At 40.9% G+C, this 23,124-nt stretch carries 25 protein-coding genes; 20 read left to right on the forward strand and 5 right to left on the reverse strand.

From position 1 onward, the window contains the following. Positions 1-3: 3 nt before the first annotated feature. From HMPREF9180_RS03740 to HMPREF9180_RS03755, 4 genes are read right to left on the reverse strand one after another with little or no spacing between them, the layout of a single operon-like run. Entirely contained in the window at positions 4-543 is a 540-nt protein-coding gene (locus tag HMPREF9180_RS03740; protein ID WP_006145111.1) for a DUF3278 domain-containing protein, read from the reverse strand. A gap of 12 nt (positions 544-555) precedes the next feature. After that, the gene (locus tag HMPREF9180_RS10430; RefSeq protein ID WP_006145112.1) at positions 556-897 is read right to left on the reverse strand and encodes a hypothetical protein; all 342 of its coding nucleotides are present in this window, start codon (positions 895-897) and stop codon (positions 556-558) included. 13 nt (positions 898-910) lie between these two features. Then, a complete protein-coding gene (locus tag HMPREF9180_RS03750) occupies positions 911-1,450 on the reverse strand; it encodes a DUF3278 domain-containing protein (protein ID WP_006145113.1) in 540 nt (179 codons plus the stop codon). Positions 1,451-1,464: 14 nt separating this feature from the next. Further along, positions 1,465-1,659, reverse strand: a complete 195-nt coding sequence (locus HMPREF9180_RS03755) for a helix-turn-helix transcriptional regulator (protein ID WP_006145114.1) — start codon at positions 1,657-1,659, stop codon at positions 1,465-1,467. 217 nt (positions 1,660-1,876) lie between these two features. Here HMPREF9180_RS03755 and HMPREF9180_RS03760 point away from each other — a divergent pair, with 217 nt between their 5' ends. The 6 genes from HMPREF9180_RS03760 (at position 1,877) to brnQ (ending at position 7,215) form a co-directional block, all read left to right on the forward strand. Continuing rightward, complete coding sequence (locus HMPREF9180_RS03760) at positions 1,877-2,710, forward strand: metallophosphoesterase family protein (RefSeq protein WP_006145115.1); 834 nt, start codon at positions 1,877-1,879, stop codon at positions 2,708-2,710. 75 nt (positions 2,711-2,785) lie between these two features. Beyond that, positions 2,786-3,391, forward strand: a complete 606-nt coding sequence (locus HMPREF9180_RS03765; protein WP_006145116.1) for a nitroreductase family protein — start codon at positions 2,786-2,788, stop codon at positions 3,389-3,391. 9 nt (positions 3,392-3,400) lie between these two features. Next, positions 3,401-4,801, forward strand: a complete 1,401-nt coding sequence (gene pepV, locus HMPREF9180_RS03770; RefSeq protein ID WP_006145118.1) for a dipeptidase PepV — start codon at positions 3,401-3,403, stop codon at positions 4,799-4,801. A 53-nt stretch (positions 4,802-4,854) separates the two neighbouring features. Next, entirely contained in the window at positions 4,855-5,445 is a 591-nt protein-coding gene (locus HMPREF9180_RS03775) for a uracil-DNA glycosylase family protein (protein WP_025168616.1), read from the forward strand. Beyond that, on the forward strand, positions 5,442-5,723 hold the full coding sequence (locus HMPREF9180_RS03780; RefSeq protein ID WP_006145121.1) for a rhodanese-like domain-containing protein: 282 nt from the start codon (positions 5,442-5,444) through the stop codon (positions 5,721-5,723). Before HMPREF9180_RS03775 ends, HMPREF9180_RS03780 begins: the two co-directional genes overlap by 4 nt. Before the next feature lie 166 nt (positions 5,724-5,889). After that, the gene (brnQ, locus tag HMPREF9180_RS03785) at positions 5,890-7,215 is read left to right on the forward strand and encodes a branched-chain amino acid transport system II carrier protein (protein ID WP_006145122.1); all 1,326 of its coding nucleotides are present in this window, start codon (positions 5,890-5,892) and stop codon (positions 7,213-7,215) included. Between the two features lie 35 nt (positions 7,216-7,250). On the opposite strand, the gene HMPREF9180_RS03790 is transcribed toward brnQ, so the two are convergent. Continuing rightward, positions 7,251-7,790 (reverse strand): DUF1307 domain-containing protein, encoded by a 540-nt coding sequence (locus tag HMPREF9180_RS03790; RefSeq protein WP_025168617.1) that lies wholly within the window; start codon positions 7,788-7,790, stop codon positions 7,251-7,253. 134 nt (positions 7,791-7,924) lie between these two features. Between HMPREF9180_RS03790 and HMPREF9180_RS03795 the strand changes: the two genes are divergently transcribed. The 14 genes from HMPREF9180_RS03795 to HMPREF9180_RS03860 all read left to right on the forward strand — a co-directional run bounded on the left by HMPREF9180_RS03795 (position 7,925) and on the right by HMPREF9180_RS03860 (position 23,109). Continuing rightward, positions 7,925-8,962, forward strand: a complete 1,038-nt coding sequence (locus tag HMPREF9180_RS03795; RefSeq protein ID WP_006145124.1) for a M42 family metallopeptidase — start codon at positions 7,925-7,927, stop codon at positions 8,960-8,962. A gap of 1 nt (position 8,963) precedes the next feature. After that, the gene (locus HMPREF9180_RS03800; RefSeq protein ID WP_006145125.1) at positions 8,964-9,425 is read left to right on the forward strand and encodes an HIT family protein; all 462 of its coding nucleotides are present in this window, start codon (positions 8,964-8,966) and stop codon (positions 9,423-9,425) included. An 11-nt stretch (positions 9,426-9,436) separates the two neighbouring features. Then, the gene (ldcB, locus tag HMPREF9180_RS03805; RefSeq protein WP_006145126.1) at positions 9,437-10,153 is read left to right on the forward strand and encodes an LD-carboxypeptidase LdcB/DacB; all 717 of its coding nucleotides are present in this window, start codon (positions 9,437-9,439) and stop codon (positions 10,151-10,153) included. Positions 10,154-10,429: 276 nt separating this feature from the next. Beyond that, positions 10,430-11,476, forward strand: a complete 1,047-nt coding sequence (gene pheS / locus HMPREF9180_RS03810) for a phenylalanine--tRNA ligase subunit alpha (RefSeq protein ID WP_025168618.1) — start codon at positions 10,430-10,432, stop codon at positions 11,474-11,476. Positions 11,477-11,607: 131 nt separating this feature from the next. Beyond that, entirely contained in the window at positions 11,608-14,013 is a 2,406-nt protein-coding gene (gene pheT / locus HMPREF9180_RS03815; RefSeq protein WP_025168619.1) for a phenylalanine--tRNA ligase subunit beta, read from the forward strand. Between the two features lie 197 nt (positions 14,014-14,210). Next, a complete protein-coding gene (locus tag HMPREF9180_RS03820; protein ID WP_006145129.1) occupies positions 14,211-15,104 on the forward strand; it encodes an ABC transporter ATP-binding protein in 894 nt (297 codons plus the stop codon). Beyond that, positions 15,101-16,315, forward strand: coding sequence for an ABC transporter permease (locus HMPREF9180_RS03825; protein WP_006145130.1), 1,215 nt, complete (start codon positions 15,101-15,103; stop codon positions 16,313-16,315). The genes HMPREF9180_RS03820 and HMPREF9180_RS03825 overlap by 4 nt, the downstream gene beginning before the upstream one ends. A gap of 104 nt (positions 16,316-16,419) precedes the next feature. Continuing rightward, a complete protein-coding gene (locus HMPREF9180_RS10275; RefSeq protein ID WP_225750637.1) occupies positions 16,420-16,548 on the forward strand; it encodes a glutamyl-tRNA amidotransferase in 129 nt (42 codons plus the stop codon). Positions 16,549-16,769: 221 nt separating this feature from the next. Continuing rightward, positions 16,770-17,345, forward strand: a complete 576-nt coding sequence (locus HMPREF9180_RS03835; RefSeq protein WP_006145132.1) for a TetR/AcrR family transcriptional regulator — start codon at positions 16,770-16,772, stop codon at positions 17,343-17,345. After that, positions 17,342-18,022 (forward strand): ABC transporter ATP-binding protein, encoded by a 681-nt coding sequence (locus tag HMPREF9180_RS03840; RefSeq protein ID WP_006145133.1) that lies wholly within the window; start codon positions 17,342-17,344, stop codon positions 18,020-18,022. The genes HMPREF9180_RS03835 and HMPREF9180_RS03840 overlap by 4 nt, the downstream gene beginning before the upstream one ends. Positions 18,023-18,025: 3 nt before the next feature. After that, positions 18,026-19,171, forward strand: coding sequence for an FtsX-like permease family protein (locus HMPREF9180_RS03845; RefSeq protein WP_006145134.1), 1,146 nt, complete (start codon positions 18,026-18,028; stop codon positions 19,169-19,171). Between the two features lie 415 nt (positions 19,172-19,586). Then, positions 19,587-20,162 carry a DNA-directed RNA polymerase subunit delta gene (rpoE, locus tag HMPREF9180_RS03850; RefSeq protein WP_006145135.1) on the forward strand — a complete coding sequence of 192 codons (576 nt, stop codon included), beginning with the start codon at positions 19,587-19,589 and terminating at the stop codon, positions 20,160-20,162. A gap of 285 nt (positions 20,163-20,447) precedes the next feature. Then, on the forward strand, positions 20,448-22,055 hold the full coding sequence (locus tag HMPREF9180_RS03855; protein ID WP_006145136.1) for a CTP synthase: 1,608 nt from the start codon (positions 20,448-20,450) through the stop codon (positions 22,053-22,055). 100 nt (positions 22,056-22,155) lie between these two features. Continuing rightward, the gene (locus tag HMPREF9180_RS03860; RefSeq protein ID WP_006145137.1) at positions 22,156-23,109 is read left to right on the forward strand and encodes a class I SAM-dependent methyltransferase; all 954 of its coding nucleotides are present in this window, start codon (positions 22,156-22,158) and stop codon (positions 23,107-23,109) included. Positions 23,110-23,124: the final 15 nt, after the last annotated feature.

The raw sequence follows: 23,124 nt of genomic DNA on the forward strand, positions 1-23,124 counted from the left end.
TACCTACTGTTCTTCATGTTCGGATAAAAAATAATAAGTCATAGTACCAAAGATTGTTCCTACTCCGAGTCCTACTAGTAGGAAAAAAGCGATCATTTTGAGTTCCAGAAACTGCAAAAAGAAATCTGTAATGGAGTGATTTTCAAGGATTACTTTTTTGGAAAATAGTATGAATAAGTAGAGAGTTGGGATGCTAGTTCCAACTAACCAACTTCTTAACTTAATTTGACGCTTGCTGTAAGTGATTTGTGGAATCTCGGATTGATCATCATCTTCTAAGTGGAGTCCTCTAGTAGAATATCTTGCCTTGAGACTGAGGGCAAAAATCATCAAGAAGTAGAGATAAGGCATAGCCATTCGAACTATCTCTATAAAGCGCCCAAACAATAGATAGAACAGGAAGAGAAGGAAGGAAGAGTAAAAGATTTGGACCATGGAACGGGCGCAAGCCTTATAGATGACCTCTTGACGGCATTCATCAAAGGGTCCTTGGATATGAAAGAAATTTCGAACTAAGCGAGTGGTTAAGTCTTCTTTTTTCATGGTAGGGACCTCTTAATAACCTTGTTTTTGATTAACTTCTTTAAAGAGTTGATAGAGAGTATAGAAGTAGACTAGACTAAAAATAATACAGATGGTTAGAAATAGTAGATATCTCCAATCCATAGAATTCGTTATCAGTTGTGGGAGAGATATGAGGATAAAGCAGAGAGATGCGTTTAGGAGGCGTATTTTTTTTGATTTGATTTTCTGAAATCTTTGTCCTTTGTTCAAGACAGGAAGAGCTAAGAGGAAGATGATCAGAAAAGGACGCGTAATATGGCCATAAACTAGGAAAAAGGTAACAAAAATGCTGACCAAAATATGGCTGAGAATTAAATTTTGTAGTGATTTCATAAGTTTCCTCCTATTAGTCGTCTTGATTTTCCTTGGCTTTTCGAATGCGAAGCCAGACGACAATTTGCATCATCAATCCAAAAAAGAAAGCTGCGAAAAGTATTGATTTAAAATGTCCCATATTAAAAAGAGAGGTAAGATAGTTTTTGCTATCATCCGTCAAGACATTGAGAAGAGGCATTCCAAAGAACATCAAAACTCCATAGACAAGTCCGGCTTTAAGGCCAGGGTAGCGTAACTGTTTCTTTTCTTTCTGGTTCAACATATCAGGGTCAATAGCAGTAATACCAGTTTTTTTGGTTTGAGTGGTGACATAGATTGCACAAATCATGGAAATCATAAAAATAATGATTGGATATCCGAAAGCGACCATTTGGGGATATTTATAAGCAAGGACAAAGGGAATGAGATTTCCAAAAATCATGAGGTAAAAGAGAACCATAAAGATTTTATTTCCAATGCGTTCAGCCTCGCGTTGTTTGTGTTCATCAAGTGGTCCTGAAATGCCATAGGTCCGTTTCATAAGTTTTTCAGTGAAGGTTTCTTTTTTCATTTTTACTCCTTTTGTTAAAAATCATCCTCCCAAAAGAGATTGTTGAGGTCTGTCTGGAGGCTACGGGCGAGATTGAGACAGAGTTCTAGAGTAGGATTGTACTTGTCATTTTCAATCATGTTGATGGTTTGCCTAGAGACACCGATATCCTTGGCAAGTTCGAGTTGGGACTTTCCCAGTTCCTTGCGGAATTCTTTCACACGGTTCATGCTTCCTCCTTTTTAGATTATGTCACATATATTTGACTATAGTATATTCTTTTAAAAACAAAATATCAACTATTTTTGACATATTTTTAAAAGAATATTGGTGAGAATATGGGAAAGCGAAAATCTTCTAGCTATTTTATGCTATAATGAAGAAAAGTAAAAAATATAAGAGTGGATTGAATAAACCGAAAGCTATCCACTAAAGAAAGAGCAGAAAATGAACCATAAGATTGCAATTTTATCAGACATACATGGCAACACGACGGCCTTAGCTGGAGTACTTGAGGACGCTAAAAATTTGGGAGCGACTGAATATTGGCTTTTGGGAGATATTTTTCTTCCTGGGCCGGGAGCAAATGACTTGGTGGCTCTTTTGAAAGGCCTACCCATTACAGCATCCGTTCGAGGAAACTGGGATGATTGTGTTTTAGAGGCTTTAGATGGGCAATATGGTTTAGAGGATCCTCAAGAAATTCAGCTTCTCAGGATGACTCAGTATTTGATGGAGCGCCTAAACCCAGAGCAAATTGATTGGTTGAGAAAGCTACCTATGATAGCCAAGAAAGAAATCGAAGGCTTGCGCTTCTCACTTTCTCATAATTTGCCTGAGAAAAATTATGGTGGTGATCTGCTGGTTGAAAATAATACCGAAAAATTTGACCAGCTACTTGATGAAACTACTGATGTAGCCGTCTATGGACATGTCCATAAACAGCTTCTACGTTACGGTAGTAGAGGTCAACAAATCCTTAATCCAGGTTCGATTGGTATGCCTTATTTTGATTGGGAAGGGCTAAAAAATCATCGAGCCCAGTATGCCTTAATTGAGGTTGAAAATGGTGAATTGGTCAATATCCAATTTCGTAAGGTTGCCTATGATTATGAAGCAGAGCTAGAATCAGCTAAGATCAAAGGTCTTCCTTTTATTGAAATGTATGAAGAATTACGACGAGAGGACAATTACCAAGGACATAATAGAGATTTGTTAGCTAGTCTAATTGAAAAGCATGGGTATAAGGAAGATGTGAAGAATTATTTTGATTTTTTGTAGTCAATGAAAAATCTCTGCAAGCTCTTTCAGAATGTGGTAGAATGGAAGCAGTAGAATTAGAAAAGGAAATCAATTATGAAATTTCTTGAGTTAAATAAAAAACGTCATGCAACCAAGCATTTTATTGATAAATCGGTTGATCCCAAGGATGTTCGAACAGCTATTGAAATCGCAACCTTGGCCCCAAGCGCTCACAACAGTCAGCCTTGGAAATTTGTCGTGGTTCGTGAGAAAAATGCTGAGTTAGCAAAATTAGCCTATGGTGCAAATTTTGAACAAGTATCAGAAGCGCCAGTTACTATTGCTTTGTTTACAGATACTGATCTTTCTCAGCGTGCTCGCAAGATTGCACGTATTGGTGGTGCCAAGAATTTTTCTGAAGAACAGCTTCAGTACTATATGAAGAATCTCCCAGCTGAGTTTGCTCGCTACGATGAACAACAAGTCAGTGATTACTTGTCTCTAAATGCAGGTTTGGTAGCTATGAATTTGGTTCTTGCCCTTACAGACCAAGGAATTGGTTCAAATATTATTCTTGGTTTTGATAAATCAAAAGCCAATGAAGTTTTGGAAATCGAAGACCGCTTCCGACCAGAGCTTTTGATCACAGTGGGATATACAGATGAAAAATTGGAACCAAGTTACCGTTTGCCAGTAGATGAAATTATCGAAAAAAGATAGGAGGAAAAAATGACAACAATTGATTTTAAAGCAGAAGTAGAAAAACGCAAAGAAGACCTCTTGGCTGACTTGTTTAGCCTCTTGGAGATCAACTCAGAACGTGATGACAGTAAGGTAGACGCAGCACATCCTTTTGGACCTGGCCCTGTAAAAGCCTTGGAGAAATTTCTTGAAATCGCAGATCGTGATGGCTACCCAACGAAAAATGTAGATAACTACGCAGGACATTTTGAATTTGGTGAAGGTAAGGAAGTTCTTGGAATTTTTGCTCACTTAGATGTGGTACCTGCTGGTAGTGGTTGGGATACGGATCCATATACTCCAACTATCAAAGATGGTCGCCTCTATGCGCGTGGGGCTTCTGATGACAAGGGACCAACTACAGCATGTTACTATGGTTTGAAAATTATCAAGGAACTTGGCCTTCCAACTTCAAAGAAGGTACGTTTCATCGTGGGAACAGACGAAGAATCAGGTTGGGGAGATATGGACTACTACTTTGAGCATGTAGGACTTGAAAAACCAGACTTTGGTTTCTCTCCAGATGCGGAATTCCCTATCATCAATGGTGAAAAGGGAAATATCACAGAGTATCTCCACTTTGCAGGTGAAAATAAAGGAGCAGCGCGTCTTCATAGCTTTACAGGTGGTTTGCGTGAAAACATGGTGCCAGAATCAGCAACGGCAGTTATTTCAGGAGACTTAGCTGACTTGCAAGGCAAGCTAGACGCTTTCGTTGCAGAACACAAACTCAGAGGAGAAATCCAAGAAGAGAACGGTCAGTACAAGGTTACTGTAATTGGTAAATCAGCCCATGGTGCTATGCCTGCTTCAGGTGTCAATGGTGCAACTTACCTTGCCCTCTTCCTTAGCCAGTTTGACTTTGCTGGACCTGCAAAAGACTACCTCGACATTGCTGGTAAGATCCTCTTAAATGACCACGAAGGTAAAAACTTGAAAGTGGCTCATGTGGATGAAAAGATGGGTGCCCTTTCTATGAATGCTGGTGTCTTCCGCTTTGACGAAGCTAGTGCTGACAATACTATTGCCCTTAACTTCCGTTATCCAAAAGGAACAAGTCCTGAACAAATCAAAGGAGTCCTTGAAAACTTGCCAGTTGTTTCTGTCAGCCTTTCTGAGCATGAACATACTCCTCATTATGTTCCAATGGAAGATCCTCTTGTTAAAACTTTGCTCGATGTTTATGAAAAGCAAACTGGACTTAAAGGTCATGAACAAGTCATCGGTGGTGGAACCTTTGGACGTCTTTTGGAACGCGGTGTAGCTTACGGTGCTATGTTCCCAGATTCTATCGACACTATGCACCAAGCCAACGAATTTATCGCCTTGGATGATCTTTTCCGCGCAGCAGCCATCTATGCTGAAGCTATTTACGAATTGATCAAATAAACGTATAGAAGTCTGAGATTTTATGCTTGGACTTCTTTTTGGAGGGGAAACAAATGTCTCACATAGAAACCATCAAGCAAGCTATTATGACAGATCCACAGAATGAAAGTTATACGAAACAAGGAATCGAACCACTATTTGCAGCACCAAAAACAGCTCGTATTAATATTATTGGGCAGGCACCTGGTCTTAAAACTCAGGAAGCTGGGCTTTACTGGAAGGATAAAAGTGGCGACCGCTTACGAGAGTGGTTGGGTGTGGACGAAGACACGTTTTATAATTCAGGTTACTTTGCAGTCATGCCCATGGATTTCTATTTTCCAGGTCATGGCAAATCTGGTGATCTACCACCTCGTCCAGGCTTTGCAGAAAAATGGCATCCAGAACTCTTGAAGGAATTGCCGGATATCCAATTGACACTCTTGATTGGACAATATGCCCAAGCTTACTATCTGCACGAAAAGGTCAGTGGCAAGGTAACGGACCGTGTACATCGGTTTAAGGATTATTTGCCTGATTATTTCCCTCTGGTACACCCTTCTCCTCGTAATCAAATCTGGATGAAAAAAAATCCTTGGTTTGAGGAAGAGGTCTTGCCTGACTTGAAAGATAGAATTCACAAAATTCTCGGAGAAGCAAAATGAAAGAAATTACTTTTAACGATTTTTACCAGCTTTATCAGACAGAGTCACTTTCTGTGCTGGATGTCAGAGAAGTAGAGGAATTTGAGGTTCTTCATTTAGAAGCCGCTCGTAATTTTCCTCTCAGTCAATTGGCTGATACTTATGATCAACTGGATAAAAGCCAGTCTTACTATGTGATTTGCAAGTCAGGAAAGCGTTCGGCACGTGCTTGCCAATTTCTATCAGAACAAGGCTATGACGTTATCAATGTCCAAGGTGGCATGGATGCTTTAGAATAAGAAAACTCTCTTTGGAGCCGAAATTAAGAAAAGGTCCCAAAGGGAATTTTTTTTGCTCTAAAATTCCGAAAATTGAAAACATTTTAGAATTAGTCCGTGACAGCCTTTTCTTGCCTTTAATCATGTTATACTAGGAAAGTATTTTATTTTGTAATAAGGAGAGTTTATGGCTAAAAAAGGTGCTTTAACAGGATTACTTCTGTTTGGAATATTTTTTGGAGCAGGTAACTTGATTTTCCCTCCAACTCTGGGCGCACAGTCTGGAGAAAACTTCCTACCTGCTATTGCAGGTTTTGTATTTTCGGGTGTCGGGATTGCCGTTTTAACCTTGATTATCGGGACACTTAATCCTAAGGGCTATATCTATGAGATTTCTAAGAAAATTTCACCATGGTTTGCGACCATTTATCTGGCAGCCTTGTACTTATCGATTGGTCCATTCTTTGCGATTCCGCGTACAGCAACAACATCATTTGAAGTAGGGATCAGTCCACTCTTGGACCAAGAAGGAAAAAGTTTTGGTTTGATTATCTTTACCATTCTTTACTTTGTTGCTGCTTATCTTATCTCCCTTAATCCTTCAAAGATTTTGGATCGTATCGGTCGTGTTTTGACTCCAGTTTTTGCCCTCTTAATTATCATCTTGGTAATCCTTGGAGTCCTCAAATATGGTGGAAATGCTCCACAAACAGCTACAGTAGCTTATCAAGCTTCAGCATTTGGAGCAGGATTCCTTGAAGGATACAATACTCTAGATGCTCTCGCATCTGTTGCCTTTAGTGTAATCGCGGTTGAAACCTTGAAACAACTTGGATTTTCGAGTAAAAAAGAGTACATCTCAACCATTTGGGTAGTCGGAATTGTCGTAGCGCTTGGCTTTAGTGCTCTATACATTGGCCTAGGTTTCCTTGGAAATCACTTCCCGATGACAGAAGAAGCGATGAAGGGTGGAACTCCAGGGGTTTATATCTTGTCACAAGCGACCCAAGAAATCTTTGGTTCAACAGCTCAATTATTCCTAGCAGCCATGGTAACAGTAACTTGCTTCACAACGACTGTAGGTTTGATTGTTTCAACTGCGGAATTCTTTAACGGACGTTTCCCACAACTCAGCTATAAGGTTTATGCGACTGTCTTTACCTTGATTGGTTTTGCAATTGCCAACCTCGGTCTTGATGCAATCATCAAATATTCTATCCCTGTCCTAGTTATCTTGTATCCAATTACCATTGTGATTGTTATGATTGTGATTGTAAACAAGTTTGTACCACTTTCAAAACCAGGCATGCAATTGACGATGGGTCTTGTTACAGCTATTGCCGTAGCTAGTGTCTTGGGAAGTTCATTTGAAGTGACCTTCCTTGTCAACATTGTGAATGCTCTACCATTTGCTAAGGCTTCCTTGCCATGGTTAGTACCAGCGATTATTGGGATTTTACTATCTCTTGTTCTTCCAAATAAACAGAAGAGTGAAGCTTTTGAGATGGAATAAAAAACTTGGCATAAGCCAAGTTTTTTCTATTACTTTTAATTTGTTTTTTCAGTGTATCCAAGATTTTTTAACATTTTCTCAGAGGCGCTAAAGCTAACACTGTCACCAATACCAGAGTATTCATCTGGTAAGGCTTTTTTAAGTTCGTCAAGACTTGCAACTGTGAAGTCAATTTCAGTATGTTGAACGACTTTTCCGTCTTTAATTTCGATGCTTTGAGTAACACCTTTGAGGCCTTCATACCCTTTATAAGCTTCTTCAACGGATGCTTTAAGAGTTTCTGCAGTCGTGCCGATAGCCACTGGGTCATAGACATTATGACCTGAATGTTTCAATACGTTATCTCCATCTACAATGTAGGTTAAAGTAGAATGAAGATCACTATGAGTATCATTTACAAAGGTCACTGTTCTTACTTCAGACTTGTTTTCTGTAGTTTGTTGACTAGTAGAGTCTATCTGTGTAGTTTCACTTTTTGCTGAGCTAGAAGAAGTGGTTGATGATTGCTTAGAACATCCTAACAAGATGGCTAATGGTAAAGCTAAGCAAAGAGCAGTTTTAAAATATTTGTTCATTGTATTTCCTTTCATAAGAGAACTTGCTTCATTATACCATAACCTCCTTTTATTATCAAAGCATTTCAGATGTTTCCTTTTTTAACACATACTTAAAGGGGAAAAGTGATATAATGGTTAAAAGAGGTGAATGAATGAATCAAACTGTAAATTATATCAAAGAACTAACGGCTATCGCGTCCCCAACAGGTTTTACGCGTGAAATTACGGATTATTTAGTTGAGACATTAGAAAATCTTGGTTATCAACCAATCCGTACTGCTAAAGGTGGTGTCAACGTTACTGTTAAAGGAAAAAATGACGAGCAACAGCGTTATGTCACTGCCCATGTGGATACCTTGGGTGCCATTGTTCGTGCTGTTAAACCGGATGGTCGTCTCAAGATGGACCGTATCGGTGGTTATCCTTGGAACATGATTGAAGGTGAAAACTGTACTGTCCATGTAGCTAGTACAGGTAAAACTGTTTCAGGTACGATTTTGATCCACCAAACTTCTTGTCACGTATACAAGGACGCTGGAACTGCCGAACGCACGCAGGACAATATGGAAGTGCGTTTGGATGAAAAAGTGACCAACGAAAAAGAAACACGGGCACTTGGTATCGAAGTTGGAGATTTTATCAGCTTTGATCCACGAACAGTCGTGACAGAGACAGGCTTTATCAAGTCTCGTCATTTGGATGACAAGGCCAGCGCAGCCATTCTTCTCAATCTCCTCAAAGTCTATAAAGAAGAGGGAGTTAAGCTTCCAGTCACTACGCATTTTGCTTTTTCAGTCTTTGAAGAAGTGGGGCATGGTGCTAACTCAAGTATTCCTAGTCAAGTTGTCGAATATTTGGCTGTGGATATGGGAGCAATGGGTGACGATCAGCAGACAGACGAGTACACAGTCTCTATCTGTGTCAAGGATGCTTCAGGTCCTTATCACTATGAATTCCGCCAACATTTGGTTGCTCTAGCAAAAGAGCAAGACATTCCATTTAAACTCGATATCTATCCATTTTATGGTTCAGATGCTTCTGCAGCCATGTCAGCTGGAGCAGAAGTCAAGCACGCACTACTCGGTGCAGGGATCGAGTCTAGTCACTCTTACGAGCGTACTCATATTGATTCTGTTCTCGCTACTGAGCGTATGGTGGATGCTTATCTCAAGAGTGAGTTGGTGGACTGATATGTGTTTGATTTGTGATCGAATTGAACTCATCAAGACTGGTGACAATCCCTACTTTGTGAGGGAGTTGGAAACAGGCTATGTTGTCATTGGAGACCATCAGTATTTTGAAGGTTACACTCTTTTCTTAGCTAAGGAACATGTCACAGAATTACACCATATGGAAGTTCCTGTCAAGCTTCGCTTTTTAGAGGAAATGAGTCTGGTTCAGGAAGCAGTTTCTAAGGCCTTCTCTGCTCAAAAGATGAATGTAGAGTTGTTAGGAAATGGAGATGCTCACGCTCACTGGCATATTTTCCCTAGACGAGAGGGTGATATGAAAGGACACGGTCTTAACGGTCGTGGTCCAGTCTGGTGGGTGCCGTGGGAAGAGATGGTAGCAGAAGATTGCCAGGTACAATCTCAACAATTAGAACACTTAATCCAATCTTTATCTGTTGAATTGGACAAAGTTATCGTATGAAAGGATAAACCATGAAAAAGAGATATCTAGTCTTATCAGGCTTGTTAGCCTTGACATTAGTGGCTTGTTCGCAAGAAAAGTCAGCGAGTCCTAACGCAAAAGGGACCTCAGAACAAGCAACTGTTAAAGAAGGAACTGCCGGAAGTAAGTCTCAGGAAGCTGGTCAAAAGAAAGCAGAAGTAGTAGATAAAGGAGATCACTACAGCATTCAAGGAAAGTACGATGAGATTGTTGTGGCTAATAAGCATTATCCTATGTCCAAAGATTATAATCCAGGTGAAAATCCCACAGCTAAAGCTCAGCTGATGAAACTCATTAAAGCAATGCAGGAAGCAGGTTTTCCAATTAGTGATCACTATAGTGGCTTTAGAAGCTATGAGAATCAAGTCAAACTGTATCAAGATTATGTCACAAAAGATGGTAAAGCTGGGGCTGACCGCTATTCTGCAAGACCTGGGTACAGTGAACATCAAACTGGTCTCGCCTTTGACATAATTGGAACAAATGGTGACCTAGTTACAGAACCCAAGGCTGCCCAATGGTTGTTAGATCATGCAGCTGACTATGGTTTTGTCGTTCGCTATCTCAAAGGTAAGGAAAAAGAAACAGGTTATATGGCTGAGGAATGGCATCTTCGCTACGTCGGCAAAGAAGCTAAAGAAATTGCTGCAAGTGGCCTTAGTTTGGAAGAGTATTATGGCTTTGAAGGTGGGGACTATGTTGATTAGTCACTAAATATCTTGCAAGAATGCTTGGAATTTGATAAAATAAATAGTAATTAAATAGGAATCTGCAAGACTAGTAGCTTAAGGGAAGTGAAACAGGGAGAAAGGCCGTGACTGAAAGCCTTTTGCATGAAAGTTGAGTGAATTCACTTGCATATAGATTTAGAAATGAAGGTCTGACTTGTCAGATGAAAACGGATGGTACCGCGTGTCAACGCTCCGAGTGGAGTTTTTGATACGTGGTTTTCTTTTCATCTAGGAGAGACTGATGGAGGAATTATGTCAACTATTGAAGAACAATTAAAAGCGCTTCGTGAAGAAACGCTAGCCAGCTTGAAGCAGATTTCTGCTGAAAATGAAAAAGAACTACAAGAATTGCGCGTTTCTGTCCTTGGTAAAAAAGGATCACTGACTGAAATTCTTAAAGGGATGAAGGATGTGTCCGCTGAAATGCGTCCTGTTATTGGGAAACACGTAAATGAGGCTCGCGACGTCTTAACAGCTGCCTTTGAAGAAACAGCTAAACTTTTGGAAGAAAAGAAAGTTGCAGCTAAACTTGCTAGTGAGAGTATCGATGTGACACTTCCAGGTCGTCCAGTTGCAACTGGTCACCGTCACATTCTTACACAAACAAGTGAAGAAATCGAAGATATTTTCATCGGGATGGGTTATCAAGTCGTGGATGGATTTGAAGTGGAGCAAGACTACTACAATTTTGAGCGTATGAATCTTCCAAAGGACCACCCAGCCCGTGATATGCAAGACACTTTCTATATCACAGATGAAATCTTGCTTCGTACTCACACGTCTCCAGTTCAGGCGCGTGCCATGGATGCTCATGATTTTTCTAAAGGTCCATTGAAGATGATTTCACCAGGACGTGTCTTTCGTCGTGATACAGACGATGCAACCCACAGTCACCAATTCCACCAAATCGAAGGTTTGGTTGTTGGGAAAAACATTTCCATGGCTGACCTTCAAGGAACGCTTCAGTTGATCGTGCAAAAGATGTTTGGTGCAGAACGTCAAATCCGTCTGCGTCCATCTTACTTCCCATTTACCGAGCCATCGGTTGAAGTGGACGTTTCTTGCTTCAAATGTTGTAGAGCGGGATGTAATGTCTGTAAGAAAACTGGTTGGATTGAAATTATGGGGGCCGGTATGGTTCACCCACGCGTCCTTGAGATGAGTGGCATTGATTCAACAGTCTATTCAGGATTTGCCTTTGGTCTTGGACAAGAACGTGTTGCTATGCTCCGTTACGGAATCAACGATATCCGTGGATTTTACCAAGGGGATGTCCGCTTCTCAGAACAGTTTAAATAAGATTGAAACCTGAAATACAGTCCTATACAGTTCTAGTCATTTTCTCTCGCCGAGAAATGGTGAGGACTGACTCGAAGAAAAAGAAAGGAATTGAAAAAGGTCTCACTTATTGAGATCTTATGCTCAGAATTATGTTAGTATCATACAAATGGTTAAAAGAATTGGTGGACATTGATGTACCATCAGAAGAGTTGGCTGAAAAAATGTCAACCACAGGGATCGAAGTAGAAGGTGTGGAATCACCTGCTGCTGGTCTCTCAAAAATTGTCGTCGGAGAAGTCTTGACTTGTGAAGATGTGCCAGAAACACACCTTCATGTCTGCCAAGTCAATGTGGGTGAAGAAGAAGCTCGTCAAATCGTCTGTGGAGCACCAAATGTGCGTGCAGGCATCAAGGTAATGGTGGCTCTTCCAGGTGCTCGTATCGCTGATAACTACAAGATTAAAAAAGGAAAAATCCGAGAGTTGGAATCCCTTGGGATGATCTGTTCACTTGGTGAATTAGGGATTTCTGACTCCGTTGTACCAAAAGAATTCGCAGATGGCATTCAAATCTTGCCTCAAGATGCCGTACCAGGTGAGGAAGTCTTCTCTTACCTCGACTTGGATGATGAAATCATCGAGCTTTCTATCACTCCAAACCGTGCAGATGCCCTTTCTATGCGTGGAGTAGCGTACGAAGTAGCAGCTATCTATGACAAGGCAGTCAACTTCAAAGAATTTACTTTAACAGAAACAGACCAAGATGCAGCGGATGCTCTTTCTGTCAGCATTGATACAGACAAGGCTCCTTACTATGCAACTCGTATCTTGGACAATGTGACCATCGCACCAAGTCCACAATGGTTGCAAAATCTCCTCATGAACGAAGGCATCCGTCCGATTAACAATGTCGTCGACGTGACCAACTATATCTTGCTTTACTTTGGTCAACCAATGCATGCCTTTGACTTGGATACCTTTGAAGGAAGCGAGATTCGTGTGCGTGAAGCACGTGCTGGTGAAAAATTGGTGACCTTGGATGGAGAAGAGCGTGAACTTGCAGAAGCTGACTTGGTCATCACTGTCACAGACAAACCAGTAGCCCTTGCAGGTGTCATGGGTGGAGAGGCTACAGAAATCTCTGAAAAATCTACTCGTGTTGTCCTTGAAGCTGCCGTCTTTGATGGAACTTCAATCCGTAAGACCAGTGGTCGCCTTAACCTTCGTTCTGAATCGTCTTCTCGTTTTGAAAAAGGGATTAACGTGGCAACCGTTAATGAAGCCTTAGATGCGGCAGCGAGCTTGATTGCAGAGCTTGCAGGTGCGACTGTGCGTAAAGGTATCGTTTCAGCAGGACAGTTGGACACTTCTGATGTAGAAGTTTCTTCGACTCTTGCAGACGTTAACCGTGTCCTTGGTACTGAGCTCTCCTACGTAGATGTAGAAGATGTCTTCCGCCGTCTTGGATTTGGCCTTTCTGGAAATGCAGAAAGCTTTACAGTGAGCGTGCCTCGTCGTCGTTGGGATATTTCGATTGAAGCAGACCTCTTTGAAGAAATCGCTCGGATCTACGGTTATGATCGCTTGCCAGCTAGTCTTCCAGTTTCTGATGGTACAGCTGGTGCTTTGACAGCAACTCAAAAATTGCGTCGCCAAGTTCGTACCATTGCTGAAGGGGCTGGATTGACAGAAATCATCACTTATGCACTGACAACTCCTGAAAAAGCAGTAGAGTTTACGATTCAACCAAGTAATCTAACTGAACTCATGTGGCCAATGACAGTGGATCGCTCAGTCCTCCGTCAAAACATGATTTCAGGTATCTTGGATACAGTTGCCTACAACGTCGCACGTAAGAACAAGAATTTGGCTCTTTATGAGATTGGAAAAGTCTTTGAGCAAACTGGTAATCCAAAAGAAGACTTGCCAAATGAAATTAATAGCTTTGCTTTTGCCTTGACTGGTTTAGTCGCTGAGAAAGACTTCCAAACTGCAGCCGTTCCGGTTGACTTCTTCTATGCCAAGGGAATCCTTGAAGCCCTCTTTGCTCGTTTGGGTCTTGAAGTGACTTATACAGCAACCTCTGAAATCGCTAGCCTTCACCCAGGACGTACAGCCTTGATCTCACTAGGGGACCAAGTGATTGGGGTCTTGGGACAAGTCCACCCTGTAACAGCTAAGGCTTATGATATCCCAGAGACTTATGTAGCTGAGCTCAACCTTTCGGCTATTGAAGCAGCTCTTCAACCAGCTAGTCCATTTGTGGAAATCACCAAATTCCCAGCGGTGAGCCGCGATATCGCCCTTCTCCTCAAAGCAGAAGTGACTCACCAAGATGTAGTTGATGCCATCAAATCTGCAGGCGTGAAACGTTTGACAGCTATCAAACTCTTTGACGTCTTCTCAGGTGAAAAACTAGGACTTGGTATGAAGTCTATGGCTTATAGCTTGACCTTCCAAAATCCAGAAGATAGCTTGACAGACGAAGAAGTCGCTCGCTACATGGAAAAAATCCAAGCATCGCTTGAAGAAAAAGTGAATGCAGAAGTGCGTTAACAGTCTAAAATCCATCCTGAAGGATGGATTTTTTTGTCTTTGTAAATACCTATCATTGGAAATAAAATAAAGTTTAATCTTATTCATTTTGATATAAAAGATTGGCAGTACATCCTATCAATAAAAATGTAAGTAAATCCTTGCAATATCTACTTTAAAAAATTATAATTAGTATAATAAATTTAAAGGAGTAGGTAATGCTCGAAGTAAGAAATCTAGAGAAAAGTTTTGGGCCTAAGCAAGTTTTGTTTGGTGTTGACATTCAAGCACGACCAGGGCGTATTTTGGGGTTGGTTGGTAAAAATGGAGCTGGGAAAACTACTATTTTCCACAGTATTTTGAAATTTATAGACTACCAAGGGGAGATTCAGTTTGATGGTCAAGATATTCATCAGGAAAGCTATGCTCGCATTGGTTATCTCCCTGAAGAACGAAGTCTCATGCCTAAGTTAACAGTCCTTGAACAAGTTCGTTATTTGGCTACCTTAAAAGGGATGAGCACCGCTGAGGTCAAGGAAAAATTACCGATCTGGATGGAAAAACTCCAAGTAAAAGGGAAATTAACTGATAAAATTAAGAGCCTCTCAAAAGGGAATCAACAAAAGATTCAGCTGATCATTACTTTAATGCATGAACCAGATCTGATCATTCTAGATGAACCTTTTAGTGGCCTGGATCCAGTCAATACTGAATTGCTCAAGCAGGTTATCCTCAAAGAAAAAGAACGTGGTGCAACCATTATCTTTTCAGACCACGTCATGACCAATGTCGAAGAGCTATGTGATGATATCCTTATGATTCGTGATGGGCGTGTCGTCTTGCATGGACCAGTCCAAGATGTTCGTAATCAATACGGCAAAACGCGACTCTTTGTCTCTGACGACTTTAGCAAAGAAGAGCTAGAAGCTCTCCCACACGTGACTAAGGTTAGCATGACTAAGCAAGGGACTTGGAAGCTGATCTTGGATGACGCATCAGCTGGTCCAGAATTATTTGATCGCTTGACCAAGGGCCACTACCTTGCGACCTTTGACCACCAAGCTCCAACTATTGATGAAATCTTTAAACTTGAATCAGGAGTAGAAGTATGAAGCAGATGTTTGTCGTAATGAAAGAAACCTATATCAGACAAGTGAAATCATGGAGTTTTCTCTTCATGGTCTTGGGCCCTTTCCTTTTTTTAGGATTGGGCGTCGGAATCGGTTATTTGACGGATTCTTCTACAGATGCGAAGAACCAGGTGGCCTTGGTAACAGAACTGCCAGCTGTCAAAGAAAGCCTCAAAGGGACCGATGGATTGACCTTGGACTACAAAGATGAAGCTGCAGCTAAAAAAGCCATCAAGGATGAAAAAGCCGCTGCTTACCTAACGGTAGATGAAAAAAATGGCCAGCTAGAAGCTACTTATGTGGGCGACCAAGCCATGAAAACAGAATTGAAAAGCCTTGTCTCTGCGAAGTTAAGCCAAGTCCAACAAGGAATCAATCTAGCGCGTGCCAATCTAAGCAAAGAACAAGTCACGGCCTTGTCTCAACAGGTTTCTCTCAAAGAAAAAATTGATGAAAAAAAAGAAGGCTTGAAAATGGTACAAACCATGGTTGCAGGTGGTCTGGGAATGTTGCTTTATATGATATTAATCTTCTACTCTAGTATCACAGCCCAAGAAGTGGCCAGCGAAAAGGGAACCAAGATCATGGAAGTGGTCTTCTCCAGTATCAAAGCAACCGACTATTTCTTTGCACGCATGCTCGGACTCTTCGGAGTGATTTTTACCCACATTTTTGTCTATGTGATTGGTTTGGTAACTGTTTGGATCTTTAGAGCAGATATCCCTGTTGTCAAGGATATCCTCGCGCCAAACTCTCCGATTACCCAGCACCTAGCAGAGTCGATTTCGCTTAATACGGTCTTCTTCATTATTACTGGGATCTTTATGTATGTGGTGCTCTCTGCTTTCTTAGGCTCCACAGTAGCACGACCTGAAGATTCGGGAAAAGCGATTTCGCCACTGATGATGTTAGTCATCTTTAGTTTCTTTGGGGTAACCGCCTTGGGAAGTGCCGGAGATGTCTTCTTATTGAAGATCGGTTCGTACATTCCTTTTATCTCAACCTTCTTCATGCCTTTCCGTACCATCAATGGCTATGCGACTGGTCTTGAATCTTGGGCTTCTTTAGGAATTGCGGTCCTCTTTACCGTCGTGGGAACAGTGCTTATTGCCCGTATCTATGCGAGCTTAATCCTCCAGACCGATGACCTCGGACCGTGGAAGACTATCAAACGTGCTCTAAGCTATCACTAAAAGAGACACCTTCAGTGAATACTGGAGGTGTTTTTGTTTTACGAATTCATTGCTGTCTGGTCTTCTTTACTTTATAATGAAAAAAGAATGAAAAGGAGAAGGACATGAACTATATGGATGTTGCTGAAAATGAGCATTTGTTAATCATTGTCCTTAGGATGATGCTGATCAGCCAGATGAGTGAAGATGAGGTGGAGGCGGCCTTGTCGATTGGCATCAACACCTTAATCTAACGGATATCTATGGCTATGGCTAGTGTGAGCTTCTGCTGGGTAAAGTTTTCAAGCGCCGTTCGAATCTTCGGGACTAGATTTAGTATACCAGACGTCACTTGTATCAGTGGGCTGGTTTTTTTGTTCTATGCTTTACAGATTTTTCTTGACAAGTTTTCTTTGTTATGGTAATCTTTTAGGTAACAAACGTTGCGCAACAAATGTTGCGTTAAAGGAGTCTTATGCCACCAAAAGTTAAATTTAGTAAAGAGGCTATGATTGGGACAGCTTTACAATTGGTGAGAGAAGAGGGAATAGCTAGTTTGACGGCTCGAGCATTAGCAGAGAAATTGGGAGCCACACCAAGAGTCATTTTTGGGCAATTTGCAAATATGGCTGAGTTACAAGCAGAGGTTATTGTTGCTGCGGAGATGGTGGTGGTGGAGTATATACGAAAGGCTTTAGAAGATGAGAAGCCTTTTCGATCTGTCGGGGTTGCTTATATCCTGTTCGCCTCAAAAGAGCCGCAACTCTTTCAATTACTTTTCCAAAATCCTAGCAAAGATCCGATTCGTCGCTTTCAAGATTTTCTTCCCATGAAGGATCATAGTTACCAATTGGTTCTGGATTCGATTGTCGCAGACTATCCGTTGACGCTAGAGGAGGCTAGTCGCTTGTACCAGCATCTATTTATCTACTCACACGGTATGGCCTCTATGGTTGCTTCTGGTATTTATCTGTTCAGCATGGAAGAAGTGATTGGTTTATTGACAGAAGTTTGTCAATCTCTCATCAAAGAAATGGTAGGAAAGAAATGATTCAACTAGAAAATGTTCACAAAAGCTATGGCCAAACAAAGGTCTTAAAAGGGATTGATTTGCAGATTCAAGACCAGGATGATGTAGTTATCCTAGGTCCTTCTGGATCAGGAAAGTCCACTCTATTAAACGTATTATCCGGATTAGAAAAGGTAGACGAGGGGCATATCCTCATTCAAGGACAGGATTTATCGCAGCTCACGGATGTTCAATTGACAGCCTTTAGACGTGAGAAGATTGCCTTTATTTTTCAGCAGTATTATTTATTGCCTAATTTGACGGTCAGACAAAATGTAAAGATGGGAGCTGACCTGGCAAACAATCATGATTTTTTGCAAATTATCGAGGATTTGGGACTTGGCGATAAGTTGGACAAGTATCCAAGTGAATTGTCTGGTGGGGAACAGCAGAGAGTATCCATTGCTCGGGCCTTGGCTAAAAAGCCAGAGATTCTTTTCTTAGATGAGCCGACGGGAGCCCTGGATGAAGAAACAGGGCGCAAGATTCTGGACTATATCTGGAAGTTGAAGGAAAAGCTAGGCTTTACCTTAATCATGGTGACACACAACCAAAATATTGCGGATATGGCCAGAACCATCATTCGTGTCAATAGTGGCAAGATTACCCAAGTTGTGACCAACGATCAGCCTCAGACTGCCTATGAGATTGGATGGTAAGCCATGTTTTCAGTAAAAGATATTCGAAAATTAGTTGTCGTCAGTATCATTGGGGCTTGTGCGGTTTTTGTGGCCAATCTCTTCTTGAATTTTTATCTTGATATCGAGCAGTTGGAGATTTCTAAAACCAATCCAATGATTATGGCCTATTATGATGCTCAGGTTTCGCTATCTTGGATGGTGGCCATGGTCAGTGGGGTTGTCTTATCCTTGACGTCGATCCTTCTCATGTGTTTTTATATCAAACAATTTGTTGATGACCACAAGGAACAATTAGGGATTTTAAAGGCTTTGGGCTATAGCAATGGCCAGTTGGCGAAACGATTTTGGGTTTTTGGGCTCAGTTTTGGAGTTGGAGCGCTTTTTGGCTATTTCGCTTCTTTTCTTATGATGGGTCATTTTTATGACTTTCGCAATGAGAAGGGGATTTTGCCAGACATTACCATTCATTTTCACTGGCAGCTCTTGGTCGCTTTAGTGATACTGCCAACGACTTTCTTTATGGTTCTTGCGATTGGCTATGCTAGAAGAAAACTACAAACGCCGGCCCTTCGCCTATTGAAAAAATCCCCAACACCGATTAAGGTCAAAAGGAAAAAAAGTGCTCCTAAGAAAGAAAAATCCTTCCTAAAAGAGCTGTCTTCGTCACTAATTTGGGGGAGAAAATCGATCCTGTTTTTTGTAGTCTTTGGCTCCATGTGTTTCGCGGCCATGGTTCAATTGTCTTTTGGGCTAAGGGACTACACAGATGACATCATCCAAACGATGATGATTATGATTGGTTTGATCCTTTCTTTCTCGATCCTCTTTTTGTCATTGGGAATTGTGGTCTCAGAAAGTCGTGAAACCTTGGCCCTCATGAAGGCTTTTGGCTACACAGATCGTGAATGCCAAAGTCATATTCTCGCTCCCTATCGTTTGTGGGCCTATCTAGGCTTTTGCCTTGGGACGGCTTATCAATACGGTATCATGGAAATCTTGATTAGTGTGATCAAAGACACGGTACCTGAAAAGATTGAGCACAACTTTGACTGGAACGTTTGCTTTTGGACTTTGATCGTTTTTGCTGTGGTTTATGAAAGTCTCTTTTATCTATCCAACAGAAAACTCCAAAAACAAACCATCAAAGAAGTGCTCTTAGCTGAATAAATAGAAAAGGTTGGCTTACCCAGCCTTTTTATTGTGAAACTCATTGACAAGAGAAGGCCTTTCCGCTATTTTAGGGGAATAATAGAAATGAAAGTGAGACATGATGAAACGGATCTACTGGCAGGATCTGAAGGGGGGCCTTTTACTTAATCTGGCGCAACAAATGGTCCTTTATCTAGGTAGGAATCCTCTTGCAGTTTGTGGTTGGCATTGGAGCTGCATCCTTGAGTCATAAATAAATCAATAGACCTTTGGTCATGTTCACAGGTCTTTCAATTATCTGAAATATTTCACATTTATTTCTTCTAAACCTTTGACTAATAAAGAAAATTATCGTACAATAAAGAGTACGTGATAAAATGAGACCAGAGTTTATATGCTCTGGTGTTAGTAGTAAAAAAAGAGGAGAAACGCTTTGGAATTAGAAGTATTTGCTGGGCAAGAAAAAAGTGAACTATCTATGATTGAGGTGGCTCGTGCCATCTTGGAACAACGTGGTCGCGATCACGAGATGCATTTTAGCGATTTAGTCAACGAAATCCAAAACTATCTTGGTACCTCTAATAGCGATATTCGCGAAGCACTACCTTTGTTCTATACAGAGTTGAACTTTGATGGTAGCTTTATCTCTCTTGGAGATAACAAATGGGGACTTCGTTCATGGTATGGAGTTGATGAAATTGACGAAGAAATTATCGCTCTTGAAGAAAGCGATGATGAGGAAGTAGCACCTAAGGCTAAGAAAAAACGCGTTAATGCCTTTATGGATGGAGATACGGATGCCATTGATTATGGTGCAGATGATCCTGAAGATGAAGATGCCTACGAAGAAGATCCAGCTCTTTCTTACGATGATGAAAATCCAGACGATGAGAAGAATGAAGTAGAAGCCTACGACGCTGAAATCAACGAAATTGCACCAGATGACCTTGGAGAAGATGTCGATCTTAACGAAGAAGATGACGAAGATTCTGAGGATGAAGAAGAATAATGCTAAATGACAAGGAAGATTTCCTTGTCATTTTTTTAGAATTAATCCATTCTAGGATATAAGACGCTAAAAATTTTATGATTGATTACATTTGACAAATGGTTCAAATTGAGGTAATATATTGTTCGGGCACCTCTTTTAGAGGTCGGAGCTCCCTAGTTATTAGGGAGCTATTTTTATTTTTCCAGGAATTTTTCATCTTGGATGTTAGTTAGCAATGAAGGTCCTGTTTCCTATCTCCCCTTCAAGTGAACAGGGTCTTGAGTACTTTAGAAAGAGGAATCTATGTCTACGAAATATATTTTTGTAACTGGTGGTGTGGTATCGTCTATTGGGAAAGGAATTGTTGCAGCAAGTCTAGGACGACTGTTGAAAAACCGTGGTTTGAAAGTAACCATTCAAAAATTTGACCCTTATATCAATATTGACCCAGGGACCATGAGCCCTTACCAGCACGGAGAAGTATTTGTAACAGATGATGGGGCTGAGACAGATTTGGACTTGGGTCACTATGAACGTTTTATTGATATCAATCTTAATAAATACTCAAATGTGACAACTGGTAAAATCTATAGTGAAGTTCTTCGTAAAGAACGTCGCGGAGAGTATCTTGGTGCAACTGTCCAAGTCATTCCTCATATTACAGATGCCTTGAAAGAAAAAATCAAGCGTGCTGCACTAACAACTGACTCTGATGTTATTATTACAGAGGTTGGCGGAACAGTAGGGGATATCGAATCCCTTCCATTCTTAGAAGCTCTTCGTCAAATGAAGTCTGATGTCGGAGCAGATAATGTCATGTATATCCATACGACCTTGCTTCCTTACCTCAAGGCAGCCGGTGAGATGAAGACCAAACCAACTCAGCACTCTGTTAAAGAATTGCGTGGTCTTGGGATTCAGCCAAATATGTTGGTCATCCGTACAGAAAAGCCAGCTGGACAAGGGATTAAAAATAAACTAGCCCAGTTCTGTGATGTGGCACCAGAAGCAGTTATCGAGTCATTAAATGTGGACCATCTTTACCAAATTCCGCTTAATCTGCAAGCTCAAGGCATGGATCAAATCGTCTGTGATCATTTGAAAATTGATGCACCTGCAGCAGACATGACAGAGTGGTCAGCCATGGTTGACAAGGTCATGAACCTTAAAAAACAAGTCAAGATTGCTCTTGTTGGTAAATATGTGGAGTTACAAGATGCCTATATCTCTGTTGTTGAGGCTTTGAAGCATTCTGGTTATGTCAATGATGCAGAAGTGAAGATTGATTGGATCAATGCGAACGACGTGACAGCTGACAATGTAGCAGAACTTCTATCAAACGCTGATGGAATCATTGTACCAGGTGGTTTTGGCCAACGTGGAACAGAAGGTAAGATTGAAGCCATTCGCTATGCGCGTGAAAATGATGTACCAATGCTGGGAGTCTGTTTGGGAATGCAGTTGACCTGTATCGAGTTTGCTCGTAATGTTTTAGGACTTACAGAGGCTAATTCAACAGAGCTTGACCCAGATACAAACTATCCTATCATCGATATCATGCGTGATCAGATTGATGTAGAGGATATGGGTGGAACCCTTCGCTTGGGACTTTATCCTTCTAAGTTAAAACGTGGTTCTAAGACAGCAGCAGCTTATCATAACAAGGAAGTGGTGCAACGTCGTCACCGTCACCGTTATGAATTTAACAATGCCTTTCGTGAACAGTTTGAAGGAGCAGGTTTTGTCTTTTCAGGAGTGTCACCAGACAATCGCTTGGTAGAAATCGTTGAGATTCCAGAGAACAAATTCTTTGTGGCTTGTCAGTACCATCCAGAGCTTTCAAGTAGACCAAATCGCCCAGAAGAACTCTACACTGCTTTTGTAACAGCAGCGGTTGAAAATCGCAAATAGAAAGAAAAGAACCTTTGAGAGCCATCTCAGAGGTTTTTAAATTTATTTTCAGCATTATGAAAATCTGGAAAATCAGCTCTGAATTTGGTAAGATAAGAATATGAATTTCGAAAAAATTGAACAAGCATACACCTATTTACTAGAAAATGTCCAAATCATTCAAAATGATTTGGCGACAAGCTTTTATGATGCCTTAGTTGAACAAAATGGGATTTATCTAGATGGTCAAACCAATCTGGAGCAAGTTAAGAAAAACAACCAGGCCTTAAAACGTTTGGCACTTCGAAAAGAAGAGTGGCTAAGGGCCTATCAATTTTTGTTAATGAAGGCTGCTCAAACGGAGCCACTACAAGCCAATCACCAGTTCACACCAGATGTGATTGGTCACTTGATGATTTTTATCATTGAACAACTTTTCCCTGCTGAAAATCTGAGCATATTGGAATTGGGATCTGGGATGGGAATTCTGGGAGCTAGCTTCTTGACATCTATGAACAAAAAGGTAAACTATCTCGGGATAGAACTTGATGACCTCTTGATTGATCTGGCAGCAAGCATGGCTGAAGTTATGGACCTACAAATGGGCTTTGTCCAAGGTGATGCGGTGCGACCACAAGTATTAAAAGAAAGTGATATTATAGTTAGTGACTTACCTGTTGGTTACTATCCAGATGATCAGATAGCCTCACGATATCAAGTATCATCTAAGGACGAACATACTTATGCCCATCATCTGTTAATGGAACAATCACTCAAGTATCTTAAAACAGATGCTTATGCGATATTTTTAGCTCCAACAGATCTCCTGACAAGTCCTCAGAGTGAACTTTTGAAAACATGGCTGACTGAGCAAGCTCAACTAGTGGCAATCATAGCTTTGCCAGAGGATCTCTTTGCACAAGGAGCACATTCTAAGACTATTTTTGTTCTGAAAAAGAAAGCAGTAGAAGGTCTTGAACCATTTGTTTATCCACTTACCAGTCTTCGTGACCCTGAAATTTTGATGGAATTTAAGGAAAATTTTCAAAACTGGTGTCAGGAACATGAAATCTAATGTAAATTTTGATAT

The organism is Streptococcus peroris ATCC 700780 (assembly GCF_000187585.1).
In the GTDB taxonomy this organism is placed as follows: Bacteria; Bacillota; Bacilli; order Lactobacillales; family Streptococcaceae; genus Streptococcus; species Streptococcus peroris.